Genomic DNA, 16601 nt, shown 5'->3' on the forward strand with positions numbered 1-16601 from the left:
CGCTCCCGTTCCCGCGACCGCGCGGCCGCGGCGCCTACTTCTCGAACGGGAGGCCGGCCGCGCTCCAGGCCCTGAAGCCGCCCTCGAGGTGGAGCAGCCGGTCGTAGCCCGCGCCCGCGAGCGCGGCCTCGGCGCGCCGCGCGCGCGGGCCGACGGCGCAGTGCACGACGACGTCGCGGTCGCGCGGCACCTCGGCCATGCGCGCTTCGATCTCGTCGACCGGGACGTGGATCGCGCCGGCGATGTGGCCCTCGTTCCACTCCGCGTCGGTGCGCACGTCGAGCACGACGGGCGGCGCGTCGGAGGCCAGGCGCTGCGCGAGCTCGCTCGGGACGAGGATCGGGGCTTCGTCGGCCGCGCACGCCGCGCCGAGCGGCGACAGCACGAGCAGGGCGGTGGCGAGCAGCGCGAACGTGCGAGCGGGCGACGTGCGGTGCGGCGTGCGCGTCACGGCGTCAGGCACTCCATCCGGTCGATCGCGTGCACGGGCGCGTTCGGCCCGGACATGAGATCGGTGATCGCGGCGTAGACGAGCTGCTGCTGCTTCACGCGCCCGAGCCCCTCGAAGGCGCGCGACACCACGCGGATCTCGAAGTGCCCGGGGCCGGCGGACGAGACGTTCACCTGCGCGTCGTCGAGCGCGTCCTCGATCCGGCGGCGGAGATCGGACGCGACCTTCTCGGGGTCGGGACCGGCGTTCAGGATCTGCAGCGCCATCGGCGAGCCCTCAGTACCGCGGAACGCTCGGGTCGACCTCGCGCGACCACGCGTCGATGCCGCCCTCGACGTTGTGGACGTCGGTGAACCCGAGTGCCGCGAAGTGCTCGGCCGCGCGCTGGCTGCGGCCGCCGTGGTGGCAGTGGAAGACGATCTTCGTCGACTTCGGGAGGGCTTCGAGGCGCTCGGCCTGCGCGTCGGTCATCAGCGTCGCGCCCGGGATGCGCGCGCGCTCGCGCTCCTCCTCGGTGCGGACGTCGAGCAGCTCGAAGCGCTCGCCCGCGTCGAGGAGCGCCGCGAGCTCCTTCACGCTCATCGGCTTCACCTGCGGCGCGTTCGGGTTGTGGATCTTGAAGCCCGGGCCCTGCGGCGTGCTCACGACGTCCATGCGGATGCCGTCCGCGCGCGCGGCGCTCACCGGGTCGAGCAGGAGGCGGACGCCGTTCGACTCGACGGCGACCTCGTTGCCGCCGACCGGACCGATGAACAGGTTCGCCTGGAAGCGCGCGTCGACCGCGAGGTGCAGGCCGCGCCCGGGGCCCGACTGCTGCGCGACCGCCGCGCGCAGCTGCTCGGCGGCCTCGTCGCTGATCTCGATCGCCGGCGCCGCGCCGTCCGGCAGGGACACGCCGAGCGCGGTCGCGAGCTCGCCCGACTCGAACATCTCCTGGACGATGTCGCACCCGCCCACGAACTCGCCGCGCACGTACAGCTGCGGGATCGTGGGCCACGACGAGAAGAGCTTGATGCCTTCGCGGATGTCGGGGTTCGAGAGGACGTCGACCGTCTGGTAGTCGGGGACGAGCGTGTCGAGGATGCGCACGACGGTGTTCGAGAAGCCGCACTGCGGCTGCTGGCGCGTGCCCTTCATGAACAGCGTGACCGGATGCGCGGCGATGAGGTCGGAAAGCTGCTCGCGCAGGGCGTCGTCGAGGCTCATGGTGTGTCTCCCGGCGGCCGCGATCGCGCGCGCGCGGGGGCGTGCGGCGCGGCCAGGGGCGGCAGTCTAGCAGCCCGTCGACGGCGCTCCGGGCGCGCGAGACGCCCGTCAGCGGACGAGGCGGCGGTTCTTCGCGATCGCGTGGCGGCAGACGCCGAGCACGCGGTCGAGCTCGCCGCGCTCGAGGCCGAGGTAGCGCCACGCGGGATGCGCCGTGAGGTCGAGGTCGGGGACGGGCTCGCGTCGCCCGACGCCGAGGCGCGTCAGGCACGCCGTCGCGAGCGACACGAGCGCGGTCATGTTCGCGGTCTCGTCGGGCAGGCACGCGAGCGCCGCCGGATCGTGGTGGTGCTCGATCACGGCGACGAGCCCGGCCGGGAGCGACCACGCCGTCGCGACGCGCGCGCCGAGCTGTGCGTGGTCGAACCCGAAGTGCTCGCGCTCGACCGCGACGAACGACGTGGCCTCGTTGTAGACGCGCGACACGACGCGCTCGTACTCGTCCGGGTGCGAGTTCGCGAGCGCGATCTTCCCGACGTCGTGGAGCGTGCCCGCGGTGTAGGCCTGCTTCGCGTCGAGCTTGATCGCCGGGTGCTCGGCGAGCCGCGCCGCGACCGGGCCGGCGAGCGTCGCGTGCTGCCAGAGCAGCCGCTCCATGAGCCCGAGCCGCTCGTACGAGCGCTCCATCGAGACGGCGAGCACCGAGTTGCACACCGCCTCGCGGCCGAGCAGCGAGAAGGCGAGCGACAGGCTCCGCACCTCCTCGGGGAAGTCGTAGACGGGAGAGTTCGAGGTCTTGAGGATGCGGGCGGTGAGCGCCGGGTCGCGCTCGACCAGGCGGCGGAGCTCGTCGAGGGGCGCCGTCGGCTCCCCGGCGAGCCGCGCGATCTCCGCCGCGATGCGCGGGATGGCCGGCAGCGCGGTCGAGGCCGCGGCGACGTAGGCGTCGAGCGCGCTCTCGCACTCGTCGTCGCGCCCGCGCTCCCGATCCCGCTTCCGCTCCTGCGCCTCGCCTGCGCCGCTGCCGCCGGGCCCGCTCATCTCGCGCGCCGTCCCCCCGCTCGCGCGCGTCCCGCCGGGTGCGCGCGCGGCTCCGCTTCGGCGGGAGCGGACGCTTACATGAGCACGCGAACGCGCGGGGCTCGAGTCGGCGCGGCCCGCGACCGATGTGGGCGCCCATGGCTCGCGAATCGAAGCACTCGGGCGCGCTCGGACTCGCTCGCGAGGACGCGAAGGCGCTGTCGGACTTCCTGGCCGAGCGCCTCGAGATCGATCCCGCGAGCCTTCCCGCCCCGAGTCGCTGGGCCGGCAGCGGCAACACGATCGGCGCCCTCGCGCTGCGGCTCGGCGTCCTCACCCTCGACCAGGTCGAGCAGGCCGTCGACCTCCAGGCCTCCGACGGCCAGCTCCTCGGCGAGATCGTCCGCGCGCTCGGCTACTGCACCGACGTCGACATCGAGCGCCTGCTCGCGCTCCAGCGCCTGCACCGCTGCCTCGACCAGGCCGCGCTGCTCGTGATGTCCGGTCAGATGGACATGGTGGAGCTGCTCGAGGCGCTCGCCGCCTTCGCGAGCGAGCGGGGCATCTAGCCCCTCGTCTTCGCGCGCCGGTCCGGCCGCCGGCGGACCTATCATGCTCCGCGCCGATCCGGGCCCGCGGAGCTGCGATGGACGTTTCCGACACGATCACCCTCGTGGGGCGCGAGCGCGAGCTGCGCGTCCTGCGCAGCGAGCTCGCCGAGGCCGGCCGCGGCAGCGCGCGCCTCGCGTTCGTCGTCGGCGAGCCGGGCATCGGGAAGACGCACACGATCCTCGCGCTGGCCGCGCGCGCCGCGCGCGAGGGGACCGCCGTCGCGTGGGGGCGCGCGCACGAGGGAGGCGCCGCGCCGCTCTACTGGCCGTGGACGCGGGTGCTCGGCGCGCTCGCGGAGGCGTGCGACGCGCCGGAGCGCGACGCGCTCGAGCACGCGCGGCAGGCGCTGCGCGCCGACGTCGGGCGCGGCGCGGGCGACGGCGCCATCGAGGCCGCGCGATTCGCGCTCTACGACCGAGTCGTCCGCGCGATCGCGGACGCGGCGCGCGCGCGACCCGCGCTGCTGGTCCTCGACGACCTCCACTGGGCGGACGTCGGCTCGCTGCAGCTGCTCGAGTTCGCCGCGCGCGAGCTGCTGCACGCGCCGGTGCTCGTCGTGGCGACGCTGCGCGACGGCGCGCTCGTCGCCGGCGACGAGCGCGCGCGCATCCTCGCGTCCTTGATGGCGGCGTCGCGCACGGTCGCGCTCGGCGGACTGCCGCGCGACGACGTGGCCGCGCTCCTCGCGCGTCGCCTCGACGCGGCGCCCGAGGCGGACGTCGTCGACGAGGTGCGGTCGACGACCGGTGGCAATCCGTTCCTCGTGCTCGAGGTCGCGAACCTGCTGTCGCCGTCGGGCGAGCGCCTCGCCCTCGGCGGCGTCCCGCCCGGCGCGCGCGCCCTCCTGCAGCAGCGCCTCGACGGCCTGCCCGAGCGCGAACGGAGGACGCTCGAGGCCGCGGCCGTCGTCGGCGTCGAGTTCGACCTCGACGTGCTGGCGATGCTGCTCGACGAGCCCGAGGCGTCCGTGCGCGCCTCGCTCGCGAGCGCGGGCCGGCGCGGCTTCGTGACCGAGGTCGACGGGGTCCTCTACCGCCACGCGTTCGCGCACGCCCTGCTGCGCGAGACGCTCTACGAGCAGCTGCCGGCGGCGCGGCGCATCGCGCTCCACGCCGCCGTCGTTCGCGCGCTCGAAGCGCAGGGAGCGGCCGCAGACGAGCGGCTCGCGACGCTCGCGCACCACGCGTTCGAGGCGGCGCGCGGCGGCGATGCGGGCGTCGCGCTCCGCCACTGCACGGCGGCGGGCGAGCACGCGCTCGCGCGGCTCGCGTTCGACGACGCCATCTCGCACTTCGAGCGGGCGCTCGCCGCGCAGCCGCACGCGGGGGCGGGCAAGGGCTGGGCGCTCTTCGCGGGGCTCGGCCAGGCGCTCCACGTGACGGGCCACCAGGAGCGGGCGCGCGCGATGTTCGCGCGCGCGGTCGACGCGGCGCGCGCGGCGGGGCCGACGGCGTTCGCATCGGCCGTGCTGCGCGTCGCCGCATCGGCGGCCGAGACGCTGGTGCAGGACGGCGAGATCACGGCGCTGCTCGAGGAGGCGCTCGCCGGGCTTCCGCCCGATGCGACGCCCCTGCGCGCCTTCCTGCTCGCGCGGCTCGCGTGGGGCCTGCAGATCGTGCCCGGCGCGCGCGCGCGCGCGCGGCGCCTGTCCGACGAGGCCGCCGACGTCGCGCGCGCGCTCGGCAACCCGCGCGCGCTCGAGTTCGTGCTGACGCCGCGGCTGCGCGGCCTCCTCGGCCCCGACGACGCCGACGAGCGGCGCGCGACCATCGACGAGATCCTGCGCCTCGACCCGACTCCGTCGGCCGAGCTCGACGCCTGGCTCACGCGCATCGGCGATCTCGCGGAAGCCGGCGATCGCGCCGGCCTCGACGCGGCGATCGCCGTGTTCGCGCGCGCGTCGGCCGCGCTCGGCATGCCGTACTTCGCGTGGGCGGCCGCGCGCTTCGACACCGCGATCGCGCTGCTCGACGGCCGGCTCGACGACGCCGAGTCGCTCGCCGCGCGCGCGCTCGAGCTCGGCGGCCGCGTGCTCCGCCGCTCGCCGGGCCTCGAGTACGCGCAGCAGATGTTCCTGCTGCGCGGCTGGCAGGACCGGCTCGAGGAGCTCGCTCCCGCGCTCGCCGCGGGCTTCGGCGAGGCGCCGCTGAACCCCGCGTGGCGGTGTGCGGTCGCGGACTTCTGCAGCGTGACGGGGCGCGTCGCCGAGGCGCGCCGCGAGCTCGACGCGATCGCCGCGTCGGGCTTCGATGCGATCCCGCGCGAAGGCGCCTGGCTCATGAGCATGTCGATGCTCGCCGGCGTGTGCGCGCGCATCGACGCGCGCCCGCACGCCGAGCCGCTCTACGAGCTGCTGCTGCCGTACCGCGATCGCATCGCGATCAGCCGCCCGCTCGTCGTCCTCGTCGAGCCGGTCGAGCTGAGCCTCGCGAAGCTCGCCGAGACGCTCGAGTGGTGGAGCGAGGCCGAGGCGCATCTCGACCGGGCGGCGAAGCGCGCGCTCGAGATGCGCGCGCCGCTCTGGCAGGGGGAGGTGCTGCTCCACCGCGGGGTGGTGCTCGGCCGGCGAGGGCACGAGGGCGATCGCGCGGCCGCGGCGGCCGCGCTCGACGAGGCGGAGTCGCTCGGCCGCGCGCACGGCATGCGGCTGCTCGTGCGCTGGGTCGCGGAAGCGCGGTCGGCGCTCGCCGTCGACCGCGCGCAGCTCGGGCCCGCCGGGACCGACGAGCGCACCGCGCGCGCGCGCGTCGGCGTCTTCCGCGAGGAAGGCGAGATGTGGACGCTCGCGTTCGAATCGCGCACCTCCCACCTGCGCCCGATGGTCGGCCTCTCCTACATCGCCGCGCTCCTCGCCGCGCCCGGGCGCGCGGTCCACGCCGCTGCGCTCGTCGCCTCGGCCGCGCGCGTCGGCCCGCGCGGCGAGGCGCAAGCGGCGGGCGATGCGGGCGAACACCTCGACGCCGCCGCGCGCGCGCAGTACGAGCGCCGCCGTCGCGAGGCGCGCGAGGCGCTCGCGGAGGCCGAGCGCTGCCACGACCTGGGTCGGGCCGAAACGCTCCGCTTCGAGGTCGAGATGCTCGAGGCGGAGGTCGCGCGCGCGGTCGGGCTCGGCGGCCGCGCGCGCCGCGCGGGCTCGGCGCAGGAGCGCGCGCGCGTCTCCGTCACGCGCGCGATCAAGTACGCGATCGACAAGATCGCCCCGTGCGATCCCGCGCTCGCCGAGCACCTGCGGCGGAGCATCCGGACGGGAACCTTCGCGAGCTACGAGCCCGCGAGCCGCGATCGCGTCGACTGGCGGCTCTGAGGCCCGTGCGGCGGCCCGCGCGACGCGGGCCGCGACCCTCGAACATCGTTCCACCGTTTCTCACGCCCTCCCGGTGCGGCCCCGCGCGCGGCGGCCCCGCGCACGGCGTCGTCGCGCCGGCGCCGGCGCGCTGGAACGGGGCGGCTCGGCCCGTCGACAGGAGGATCCCGCCATGGCTCGCATCGTCCCGCTGCTCGCCGCCGTCGCTCTCGCGACGCTCGCGTCCGCCTCGCGCGCGCAGGTGCCGTACGAGGTGCACCCGGTCGGCGCGACGAGCACGGTCTTCTTCCCGGTCGGCGTCGATCTCGGAGGCCGGCTCGTGTTCGGCGGCATCGACCCGACGAACGGACGCGAGCCGTGGATCTCGGACGGCACGCTCGCGGGCACGTTCGAGCTGGCCGACGTCCACCCGACCGCCGGCTCGAACGCGGATCGTTTCTTCGCCGCGCCGAGCCTCGGCGTCGTGCTGTTCCGCGCCAACGACGGCGTGCTCGGCGACGAGCTGTGGAAGACGGACGGCACGCCGGCGGGAACGGTGCCCGTGAAGGACATCGACGCCGGGGCCTCGGGATCGAACGCGCTGTTCGGCGCCGACCTCGGCGGGCTCGTCCTGTTCCGCGCCGACGACGCGGCGGGCGGCACGGGCACCGAGCTGTGGAGCACGGACGGCACGACGGCGGGAACGCAGCTCGTCAAGGACATCCGGCCCGGCGCGGCGAGCTCGAATCCGGCGGGCAACGGCTTCGCCGTCCTCGGCGGCTTCGCGTACTTCCAGGCCGACGACGGGACGTCGGGCTTCGAGCTCTGGCGCAGCGACGGGACGGCGACGGGCACGCAGCTCGTCGCCGATCTCAACCCCGGCGCCGCGTCGGGCGGCGGCACGTTCCCCGTCGCGTTCGGAAGCCTCGTGCTCTTCGTCGGCAACGACGGCACCACGGGCACGGAGCTGTTCGCGACCGACGGCACGACGACGTCGCTCGTCGCGGACATCAACCCGGGCGCCTCGTCGTCGGCGCCGAGCAGCTTCCTCGTCACGCCCAGCCACGCCTACTTCCTGGCCTTCGAGCCGGCCACCGGGCAGGAGGTGTGGCGCACCGACGGCGTCGCGGTCGAACGCGTGACGGACGTCGCGCCCGGTGCCGGCATCGGCGTGTTCGCGCAGACGATGTGCTTCGTGAACGGGCTCGTCGTGTTCGCGGCCGACGACGGCACCGGCATGGAGCTGTGGGCGACGGACGGGACGCCGGACACCGAGGTGCCGATCTCGTCGACGGGCGGCGGCGTCGAGTTCCAGTCGCTCGGCTGCGAGGCGGGGAGCGTCTACTTCCAGGCGAACGACGGCGCGAGCGGCGACGAGCCGTGGGTCAGCGACGGGAGCGCCGCGGGCACGTTCGCGCTCGGCGATCTCAACCCGGGTGCGGGCGGCTCGGTCTCGTTCGACCCGGGCTTCGCGGCCGCGGGCGGGCGCGTCTTCTTCCCCGCCACGGACGGGAGCGGAGTGGCGCTGTGGGCGGTCGACGCCGCGGTCGCAGCGGTGCCGGCGCTGCCGGGTGGCTTCGCGCTCGTCGCGGCTGCGCTCGTCGCGGCGGCCGGGCGGTCGAAGCTGCGCGGACGGCGCTGAGCCGCGGCGCGCGCGGCGGCAGGCCGCGTCACTCCGAGCAGACGAGCCTCGCGGGCGGCTGCTGGCTGCACTGGATCCCGGCCGTGACGCCCGCGCTCACGCGCGCGCACGCACTGCTCCGCGCCTGGGCCTCGGCCTCTTCGCGGGTCGCGGCCGCGCTCGTGTTGCACGCCTCGCGTCCCTCGAAGCGCATGCACGCCTCGCACTCGACCTGGCTCTGCGTGGTGCTGAACCAGACGAGCGCGCCGAGGAAGGCGATCGCGAACAGTGCGCCGAGCCCGCCGCGCACGCGTCAGTTCGGCGCGTTCGCGCTGGACAGGCGGTTGTCGGCGAGGGCGTGCCCGCCGAGCGTCACGTAGTCCGCGAGGATCTCGAGCGCCTCGTGCTGGTGCGCCGTGAGCTCGTGCTCCTCGCCGTCTTCGGGCTCCTCGGGCGTCGCGTCCTCGGTCGGCATCGAGCGCGAGAGGATGTCGCGGACGGCGACGATGCCGCCGCGCGCGCGCGCCTCCGCCACCTCGCGCTCGTACTCCTGGAACTCGGCCGTCGCCTTCACGCGTTCGGCCGACCGCTGCGCGAGCTCGCCGACGAGGTCGGTCGTGAGCGGCGGCCACGGCGCGCTCTCGCCGCCCGCGCTGTGCGCCTCGACGAAGGGCGCCACCTGCTGCGTGGCCAGCGAGTACGGCTGGTGCTTCTCGCCGAACTCGTCGACGTCGTACTCGGCGGGCAGGGTGAGGTCGCTCGCGACGCCCTCGTGCTGCGTCGACACGCCGCCCGGCCGGAAGAAGAGCGCGGTCGTCACCTTGATCGCGCCGAGCCCGGGCGGCTGCCGCACCATGCTCTGCACCGTCCCCTTGCCGAACGTGTGGTCGTCGCCGACGAGCAGCGCGCGGTGGTAGTCCTTCATCGCTCCCGCGACGATCTCGGACGCCGAGGCGCTGAAGCGCGAGGTCAGCACGACGAGCGGGCCGTCCCACGCGATGGCGTCGTCGGGGTCGTGCATCACCTGCAGCTTCCCGTACGTGTCCTTCACCGCGACGACGCCGCCGTCCGCGACGAACAGGCCGGCGATCTCGACCGCGTTCTCGAGCAGCCCGCCGCCGTTGCGCGACAGGTCGAGCACGAGGCCGTCGAGGTTCTCCTGCTTCGCCTCCTTCAGGAGCTTGCGCATGTCGCGCGAGCTCTGGCGCTTCGCGGGGTTGTGGTCGCCGTAGAACGAGGGGAGGTCGACGAAGCCGAGCCGCAGCTTCTTGTCGCCGCGCTCGATCTCCTCGACGCGCAGGCTGGCGGCGGACTCCTCGAGGTCGATGCGCTCGCGCACGATCGCGACGTTCAGCCGCGCGTTCTCGTCGCGCAGCACGCCGAGCCGGACGGTCGTGTCGCGCGGGCCGCGGATGAGGCGGACGACGTCGCGCAGATCCATGTCCACGACGTCGACGAACTCGCCGTCCTCCTGCGCGACGGCGATGATCTTGTCACCGGGCTCGAGCGCCTTCTGCTTCGCGGTCGCGCCGCCCGGGATCACGCGGTCGACGACCGAGTAGCCGTCCTTGTAGGTGAGCGACACGCCGATGCCCTCGAGCGAGAGCTGCATCTGGATCGTGAAGTCGTCGAACACGTCCTGCGACAGGTAGTTCGAGTGCGGGTCGAGCGCGCGCGCGAACGAGTCGAGGAAGCTCGCGTACATGTCCTCGAGCTTCGTCTCCTTCGCGCGCTTCGTCTGCAGGGCCTGGCGCTTGAGCAGGCGCTGTCGCGCCTTCTCGAGCAGCTCGGGCGTGACCTCGATCGTCGCGTGGCTCGCGTCCGCGGCCTCGTCCTTCGCGCCGTCGGCCTTGGCTCCGTCGGCCTTCGCGCCGTCGGCGAGCGCGCCGCTCTCGGCGGCGAGCGCGACGGCGTAGTTCGCCATCTGGAAGTCGATGAGCCGGTCGTACAGCGCGTTGCGCTCCTCGACCGTCGCGGGGCGCGCGCGCTTCTCGGGGTCGATCACGAGCGTGACGTTCGGGTCGATCGCGTAGTCGTCGCGCGAGACGGCGCGCTCGATGTACCGCTCCATCGCCGCGTAGCGCCTGGGCACGTCCTCGTGCAGCTCGCGCAGCACGGCGCAGTTGCCCTCGCTGACGTCGAGCAGCACACCCTGGAGGCGCTTCTCGAGCGCGGTCGCCTCGTCGCGCAGGTAGAGCGTCTTCCCCGGGTCGAGCCGGCGCAGGAAGGTGTCGACCACGCGCGCGCGCAGCTCGTCGTTGGGCGTGTTGAACTGGTAGTGCTTCTGGAGGAACTGGCGCATCAGGTCCGGGATGCGGTCGCAGGAGAGCTCGGTCGCGGCCGCCGGGCCGGGGAGCGACGCGAGCACCGCCGCGGCGGCGAGGGCGAGCGCGCCGTGGAGCAGGGGGGCGCGCGGGCGCCGCTTCGCGGGATTCTGCTTGGAATTCATGGGCTTCAAGAATAACAGTCCTGCAGCGAGCACCACCTCGGGCGGGCTCGGTGAAGCGGGCGCGCCGCAGCCTCGGCGCGACCCGGAAGCGGCCGTCGAACGGTCCCTCGGTAGGTGCCGCGCGGCCGCGAAAGGGAACGACGCGGGCGTGGGGCGCCTCGCGCCGCCGGGGCGCGCGCGATGCCCCGGTCGGCGCGGCCGGCATTGCGCGTCGGGGCGCTGGGCGGGCTCCTGCGCCCCGCCTGCGTCTGGAACGGCGATTGCACCGGGCCGTCGCTTCGCGGCCACGACGCTGCGCTATACGCACTGGCCTCGCGCCGGCCCCGCCCATCGCGGGCTCGCGCCGCGCGCGGGACGGGGCCACGGGCGAGGACGACACCGAAGATGGGACGCACGATGACGGGAAGCGAAGCGGGTCCGGCGCGAGGCGACGAGCTCGACACCCTGACGGAGTACCTGCGCGCCGCGAAGGAGCGCAACGGCAGCCGCAACCTCCCCGACGTGATCGCGGCGATCGCGCTCGCGAGCAAGTCGATCGCGAACAAGGTCCGCCGCGCGCGCCTCGCGGGCGACGTGATCGGCGCGGTCGGCACCACGAACGTCCAGGGCGAGGAGCAGCAGAAGCTCGACGTCATCGCGAACGACCTCCTGATCCACTGCCTGCGCCGGTGCCCGCACGTCGGCGTGCTCGGCTCGGAGGAGGAGGACGAGGTCGTCGTCGTCCGGCCGAAGAGCGCGGGCGGCGACTACGTCGTCCTGTTCGACCCGCTCGACGGCAGCTCCAACATCGACGTCGCGGCCGGCGTCGGCACCATCTTCAGCATCCTCGCGAACGACCGCGACGACGAAGCGACGGACACCGCGGCCCTCCAGCCGGGCAAGGCGCAGGTCGCGTCGGGCTACGTGCTCTACGGCTCGTCCGTGCTCATGGTCCTCACGCTCGGTCACGGCGTCGACATGTTCGTGCTCGACCCCGACCTCGGCGAGTTCGTGCTCGTGCAGGAGGGCCTCCAGATCCCGCGCGAGAAGAAGATCCGGTCGGTGAACGGCGCCTACCGGTTCGACTTCTCCGAGGGCTACCAGAGCTACCTCGTGCACACCGAGAACCACGGCTACGCGAGCCGCTACATCGGCTCGATGGTGGCCGACGTGCATCGGACGCTGCTCAAGGGCGGCGTGTTCCTGTACCCGCCGACGAAGAAGGCGCCGAAGGGCAAGCTGCGGCTCATGTACGAGGCGAACCCGATGAGCCTGCTCGTCGAGCAGGCGGGCGGGCTCGCGTCGACGGGCGACGGGCGTCGCATCCTCGACGTCGCGCCGGGCGAGCTGCACGAGCGGACGCCCGTCGTGCTCGGCTCGTCGGCCGAAGTGGAGAAGGTGCTCGAGTTCCTCTGAGCGCGTCTCCGCTATCCTGCGCGGCCTCCAGTCCACCGCACCGACCCGGTCGGATCCAGAGCCCGCGCAGGAGGCCGCGATGCCCGTGCCCGAATTCGTCCATCAGCCGATCTTCGAGCTCGACCACGACGACACCGTCTACCGCCGGCTCGACGTCGGCGGCGTCTCGCTCGGCGAGTTCGAGGGCGCGCCGGTCCTGAAGGTGGACGGCGGCGCGCTCTCCGCGCTCGCGGCGGCCGCCATCCACGACGTCTCCCACCTCTTCCGCACCGGCCACCTGCGCCAGCTCGCGAAGATCCTCGACGACCCCGAGGCGAGCGACAACGACCGCTTCGTCGCGCGCGAGATGCTGAAGAACGCGTGCATCTCGGCCGGCATGATCCTGCCCTCGTGCCAGGACACGGGCACCGCGATCGTCATCGGCAAGAAGGGACAGCGCGTCTTCACGACGGGCGACGACGAGGAGTCGCTCTCGCGCGGCATCCACCGCACGTACACCGAGACGAACCTGCGCTACTCGCAGATGGCGCCGCTCTCGATGTACGAGGAGAAGAACACCGGGACGAACCTGCCCGCGCAGCTCGAGCTCTACGCGACCGAGGGCGACGAGTACCACTTCCTGTTCGTCACGAAGGGCGGCGGGTCCGCCAACAAGAGCCTGCTCTTCCAGGAGACGCGCGCGCTCCTGAACCCCGATTCGCTGATGAAGTGGATGGCCGAGAAGATCAAGCTGCTCGGCACCGCGGCCTGCCCGCCCTACCACCTCGCCGTCGTGATCGGCGGCACGAGCGCCGAGGCGACGCTCAAGACCGTGAAGCTCGCGAGCGCGCGCTACCTCGACGGGCTGCCGACGACCGGCAACGCGCGCGGCCGCGCCTTCCGCGACCCGGTGCTCGAGGCGGAGATCCACCGCCTCACGCAGCAGGTCGGCATCGGCGCGCAGTTCGGCGGGAAGTACTTCTGCCACGACGTGCGCGTCGTCCGGCTGCCGCGACACGGCGCGTCGTGCCCGGTCGGCATCGGCGTCTCGTGCAGCGCCGACCGCCAGATCCTCGGCAAGATCACGCGCGACGGCGTCTTCCTCGAGCAGCTCGAGACGAACCCCGCGCAGTTCCTCCCCGAGGTCGCGCCGGCCGACCTCGCGAAGGGCGAGGTCGTGAAGGTCGATCTGCGGCGCCCGATGAGCGAGATCCGCCGCGAGCTCTCGCAGTACCCGGTGAAGACGCGGCTCTCGCTCACCGGCACGCTCGTCGTCGCGCGCGACATCGCGCACGCGAAGCTGAAGGAGCGCCTCGACGCGGGCGGCGAGCTGCCGCAGTACATGAAGGACCACATGGTCTACTACGCCGGCCCGGCGAAGACGCCGCAGGGCCTCGCGTCCGGCAGCTTCGGGCCGACGACGGCCGGCCGCATGGACTCGTACGTCGACCTCTTCATGCGCCACGGCGGGAGCTACGTCACGCTCGCCAAGGGCAACCGCAGCAAGCAGGTCACCGACGCGTGCAAGGAGCACGGCGGCTTCTACCTGGGTTCGATCGGCGGGCCCGCGGCCGTGCTCGCGAAGGACTCGATCAAGAAGGTCGACGTGCTCGAGTTCGAGGAGCTCGGCATGGAGGCCGTCTGGAAGATCGAGGTCGAGGACTTCCCCGCCTTCATCGTCGTCGACGACAAGGGCAACGACTTCTTCCAGCAGCTCTGAGGCGCGCGGCGGGGCCTCGCCTAGCGATAGCGGCGCATGAAGCCGCGATCGATGCGGTCCTTGAGCCGCATCGCGAGCGCGCCGTGCGCGGCGAGCCCCCACTTCGCGGCGATCGCCGTGCCGTCGCCGAGGTTGAGCAGGCGCAGGAAGTCGCGCTGCGGCGCGTAGCGCGCGAGCGGCTCGCCGCGGTGCGCGGCGCGCAGGTTGTCCGCGAGCACCGGACCCTGCCGCACCGCGTAGACGCCCGCCTTCGCCGTGCCCGGCAGGCTCGCGCAGTCGCCGACGGCGAACAGTCCGTCGCACCCCGCGACCTCGAGCGTCGCCCCGACGCGCGCGAAGCCGCGCTCGTCGAGCGCCGCGGCCGGGAGCGCGCTCTCCGCGACGAACGGGTGCGCGGCCGCCCCCGTCGCCCACACGACGAGATCGGCCGCCAGCGCCTCGTCGGAGTCGAGCTCGACGCCGCCCGCCGCCACCTCGACGACGCGTCGCCCCGTGCGCACGGCGATCGCGGCGCGCGCCGCCGCGCGCATCGCGCAGCCGCGCAGCGCGCGCGTCGCGCCCGGCAGGAGCTCCGGCCCGCCCTCGACGATCGTCACGCGCGCGCGCCCGCCCGTCTCGCGCGCGATGCGCGCGCGCGTGCAGAACGCGAGCTCGACGCCCGCCGCACCGCCGCCGACGACCACGACGTGCGGCGAGCGCTCGCGCTCGCAGCGCGCCACCACCTCGGGAATGCGCGCCACGAACTCCGCGATCGGTCGCGTCGACAGGGCGTGCTCGCGAACGCCCGGCGTCGCGAGCCCGGCGACCGTCGAGCCGACGTCGAGCGACGCGAGGTCGTATGCGACCTCGCTCCCGTCGGCGAGCGCGACGCGCCGTCGCGCCGCGTCGATGCCGACCGCGGCCGTGCCGATCCAGCGCGCGCCCGCCCGCGCGGCGAGCGCGGGCACGTCGATCTCGAGCTCGCCCGCCGCGTACTGGCCGGCGACGAAGCCCGGCACCATCCCCGAGTAGAGAGAGCGCGCGCGGTCGCAGACGACGACGATCGCGAGCCCGGGCTCGCGTGACTCGGCGAGCCGGCGGAGCACCTCGACGTGCGCGTGTCCGCCGCCCACGAGCACGAGCACGCGGCCATCGCCGTTCGAGCGGGCGTCCATGGTGATAGCTTCCCGCAGTGTCCGCGCCGACGCACCGCTCCGCCGCCGCTCCTGATCGCGCGTTCGCCTTCGGGAGCGGTCGCACCGCGACCTGGGTGGACGCGCTCGACGACGCGCGGCTCGACGACTTCCGCAACGTGCGCGACCCCGAGCTTCGCCGCGAGCGCGGGCTCTTCGTGATCGAGGGCCGCAAGAACGTCGAGGCGCTGGTCGTGCACGGGCGCTTCGACGTGAAGGCGGTGCTCGTCTCGCCGGCCGCGTTCGATGCGCTCGCCCATGTCTGGTCGCGGCTCGCGCCGGGCGCCGAGATCCACGTCGCCCCGCCCGCGCTGCTCGATGCCGTCGTCGGGTTCCGCATCCACCGCGGCTGCCTCGCGGTCGCGCACCGCCGCGACGCCCTCGCGATCGACGACGTCCTGTCGCCGCTGCGCGCGCAGGCCGCGGCGGCGCCGCGGCTCGTCGTCGCGCTCGAGGACCTGACCGACATCGACAACGTCGGGAGCGCGTTCCGCAACGCGCTCGCGCTCGGCGCGAGCGCGATCGTGCTCTCCCCGCGCTGCTGCGATCCGCTCTACCGCAAGGCCGTGCGCGTCTCGATGGGAGCCGTGCTGCGCCTGCCGTACGCGCGCGCCGAGCGCTGGCCCGAGGGCCTCGACCCCTTTCGCGACGCGGGCTTCGAGATCGTCGCGCTCGACCCGGCGCCCGACGCGGGCGATCTCGCGGCGCTCGCCTCGCCCGGCGGTCGCGGGGCGGTCGGCCGCCCGGCCGGTCGCGTGCTCGTGCTCGGCAGCGAGGGCGAGGGCCTCTCCGACGCGCTCCGATGCTATGCGGATGCGCGCGTGCGCATCCCGATGGCGGCGGGCGTCGACTCGCTGAACGTCGCGACCGCGGCCGCGATCGCGATGTACGCGCTCGGGCCGAGCGCGTCGCGGCCGGCCGGCGCGTGAAGCCGCTGCTCGTCGTCAAGACGGGCACGACGCTGCCCGAGGTGCGCGCCGCGCGCGGCGACTTCGAGGCGTGGATCGAGCGCGGCCTCGCCCTCGAGCGCGCGCGCGTCGAGGTCGTCGCCGTCTTCGAGGGCGACGCGCTCCCCGCGCCGCGCGACGTCACGGGCATCGTCGTCACGGGCTCGAGCGCAATGGTGAGCGAGCGCGAGCCGTGGAGCGAGCGCGCGGCCGCGTGGCTCGCGCGCGCCGTCGCCGCGCGCGTGCCCGTGCTCGGCATCTGCTACGGGCACCAGCTGCTCGCGCACGCGCTCGGCGGCCGCGTCGGCCCCAACCCGCACGGGCGCGAGATCGGCACGGTCGACGTCGACCTGCTGCCGGACGCCGCCGGCGACGCGCTGCTCGGCGACGCGCCCGCGCGCGAGCGCTTCCACGCGACGCACGTCGAGGCCGTGCTCGCGCTCCCGCGCGCGGCGCGGCGGCTCGCGCGCACCGCACTCGACCCGCATCACGCGTTCCGCATCGACGACGCGCGCGGCGCCGTGGCGTGGGGCGTGCAGTTCCACCCCGAGTTCGACGAGCACGTGATGCGCGGCTACCTCGAGGCGCGCCGCGAGGCGCTCGAGGCCGAGGGCCTCGACGCGCGGGCCGCGCTCGAGCGCGTGGCGCCGACGCCCGCCGGTCCGCAGCTGCTCGCGCGCTTCGGCCGGATCGCCGAGGGCTCGGATTCCCGTTGATTTTCAGACGGTTGGACGATTCGAGCGATC

At 74.4% G+C, this 16601-nt stretch carries 14 protein-coding genes; 7 read left to right on the plus strand and 7 right to left on the minus strand.

All coding sequences use genetic code 11. The annotated features are described in order from the left end of the window. Positions 1-34 precede the first annotated feature (34 nt). From R3E88_03000 to R3E88_03015, 4 genes are all read right to left on the minus strand, one after another. A complete protein-coding gene (locus R3E88_03000; GenBank protein ID MEZ4215421.1) occupies positions 35-451 on the minus strand; it encodes a rhodanese-like domain-containing protein in 417 nt (138 codons plus the stop codon). Next, positions 448-717, minus strand: a complete 270-nt coding sequence (locus R3E88_03005; protein ID MEZ4215422.1) for a BolA family protein — start codon at positions 715-717, stop codon at positions 448-450. Before R3E88_03005 ends, R3E88_03000 begins: the two co-directional genes overlap by 4 nt. A 10-nt stretch (positions 718-727) precedes the next feature. Beyond that, on the minus strand, positions 728-1657 hold the full coding sequence (gene grxD, locus R3E88_03010) for a Grx4 family monothiol glutaredoxin (GenBank protein MEZ4215423.1): 930 nt from the start codon (positions 1655-1657) through the stop codon (positions 728-730). A 108-nt stretch (positions 1658-1765) separates the two neighbouring features. Continuing rightward, positions 1766-2698 carry an HDOD domain-containing protein gene (locus R3E88_03015; GenBank protein MEZ4215424.1) on the minus strand — a complete coding sequence of 311 codons (933 nt, stop codon included), beginning with the start codon at positions 2696-2698 and terminating at the stop codon, positions 1766-1768. 137 nt (positions 2699-2835) lie between these two features. Here R3E88_03015 and R3E88_03020 point away from each other — a divergent pair, with 137 nt between their 5' ends. From R3E88_03020 to R3E88_03030, 3 genes are all read left to right on the plus strand, one after another. Next, positions 2836-3246: a hypothetical protein gene (locus R3E88_03020; GenBank protein ID MEZ4215425.1), complete on the plus strand. Its 411-nt coding sequence runs from the start codon at positions 2836-2838 to the stop codon at positions 3244-3246. A 77-nt stretch (positions 3247-3323) separates the two neighbouring features. Continuing rightward, a complete protein-coding gene (locus tag R3E88_03025) occupies positions 3324-6593 on the plus strand; it encodes a DUF2791 family P-loop domain-containing protein (GenBank protein ID MEZ4215426.1) in 3270 nt (1089 codons plus the stop codon). 172 nt (positions 6594-6765) lie between these two features. Further along, on the plus strand, positions 6766-8214 hold the full coding sequence (locus tag R3E88_03030) for a hypothetical protein (protein MEZ4215427.1): 1449 nt from the start codon (positions 6766-6768) through the stop codon (positions 8212-8214). A gap of 28 nt (positions 8215-8242) precedes the next feature. On the opposite strand, the gene R3E88_03035 is transcribed toward R3E88_03030, so the two are convergent. Both R3E88_03035 and R3E88_03040 read right to left on the minus strand, forming a co-directional pair. Continuing rightward, entirely contained in the window at positions 8243-8503 is a 261-nt protein-coding gene (locus R3E88_03035; GenBank protein ID MEZ4215428.1) for a hypothetical protein, read from the minus strand. A gap of 3 nt (positions 8504-8506) precedes the next feature. Further along, positions 8507-10642, minus strand: a complete 2136-nt coding sequence (locus R3E88_03040; protein MEZ4215429.1) for a S41 family peptidase — start codon at positions 10640-10642, stop codon at positions 8507-8509. A gap of 384 nt (positions 10643-11026) precedes the next feature. Here R3E88_03040 and fbp point away from each other — a divergent pair, with 384 nt between their 5' ends. Then, the gene (gene fbp / locus R3E88_03045) at positions 11027-12037 is read left to right on the plus strand and encodes a class 1 fructose-bisphosphatase (GenBank protein MEZ4215430.1); all 1011 of its coding nucleotides are present in this window, start codon (positions 11027-11029) and stop codon (positions 12035-12037) included. A 79-nt stretch (positions 12038-12116) separates the two neighbouring features. Next, positions 12117-13736 (plus strand): fumarate hydratase, encoded by a 1620-nt coding sequence (locus tag R3E88_03050; protein MEZ4215431.1) that lies wholly within the window; start codon positions 12117-12119, stop codon positions 13734-13736. Between the two features lie 20 nt (positions 13737-13756). Here R3E88_03050 and R3E88_03055 read toward each other — a convergent pair whose 3' ends face one another. Continuing rightward, positions 13757-14890 (minus strand): FAD-dependent oxidoreductase, encoded by a 1134-nt coding sequence (locus tag R3E88_03055; protein ID MEZ4215432.1) that lies wholly within the window; start codon positions 14888-14890, stop codon positions 13757-13759. A 17-nt stretch (positions 14891-14907) separates the two neighbouring features. Here R3E88_03055 and R3E88_03060 point away from each other — a divergent pair, with 17 nt between their 5' ends. Both R3E88_03060 and R3E88_03065 read left to right on the plus strand, forming a co-directional pair. After that, positions 14908-15837, plus strand: coding sequence for an RNA methyltransferase (locus R3E88_03060; GenBank protein MEZ4215433.1), 930 nt, complete (start codon positions 14908-14910; stop codon positions 15835-15837). Next, complete coding sequence (locus R3E88_03065; GenBank protein ID MEZ4215434.1) at positions 15834-16571, plus strand: glutamine amidotransferase; 738 nt, start codon at positions 15834-15836, stop codon at positions 16569-16571. The genes R3E88_03060 and R3E88_03065 overlap by 4 nt, the downstream gene beginning before the upstream one ends. Positions 16572-16601: the final 30 nt, after the last annotated feature.

This window comes from Myxococcota bacterium (assembly GCA_041389495.1).
Classification (GTDB): Bacteria; Myxococcota_A; UBA9160; order UBA9160; family UBA4427; genus JAWKRT01.

Coding starts and splice junctions, on each gene's coding strand:
- R3E88_03005 (MEZ4215422.1), bottom strand. CDS start 717: ATGGCGCTGCAGATCCTGAACGCCGGTCCCGACCCCGAGAAGGTCGCG.
- R3E88_03030 (MEZ4215427.1), top strand. CDS start 6,766: ATGGCTCGCATCGTCCCGCTGCTCGCCGCCGTCGCTCTCGCGACGCTC.
- R3E88_03020 (MEZ4215425.1), top strand. CDS start 2,836: ATGGCTCGCGAATCGAAGCACTCGGGCGCGCTCGGACTCGCTCGCGAG.
- fbp (MEZ4215430.1), top strand. CDS start 11,027: ATGGGACGCACGATGACGGGAAGCGAAGCGGGTCCGGCGCGAGGCGAC.
- grxD (MEZ4215423.1), bottom strand. CDS start 1,657: ATGAGCCTCGACGACGCCCTGCGCGAGCAGCTTTCCGACCTCATCGCC.
- R3E88_03040 (MEZ4215429.1), bottom strand. CDS start 10,642: ATGAATTCCAAGCAGAATCCCGCGAAGCGGCGCCCGCGCGCCCCCCTG.
- R3E88_03025 (MEZ4215426.1), top strand. CDS start 3,324: ATGGACGTTTCCGACACGATCACCCTCGTGGGGCGCGAGCGCGAGCTG.
- R3E88_03055 (MEZ4215432.1), bottom strand. CDS start 14,890: ATGGACGCCCGCTCGAACGGCGATGGCCGCGTGCTCGTGCTCGTGGGC.
- R3E88_03050 (MEZ4215431.1), top strand. CDS start 12,117: ATGCCCGTGCCCGAATTCGTCCATCAGCCGATCTTCGAGCTCGACCAC.
- R3E88_03015 (MEZ4215424.1), bottom strand. CDS start 2,698: ATGAGCGGGCCCGGCGGCAGCGGCGCAGGCGAGGCGCAGGAGCGGAAG.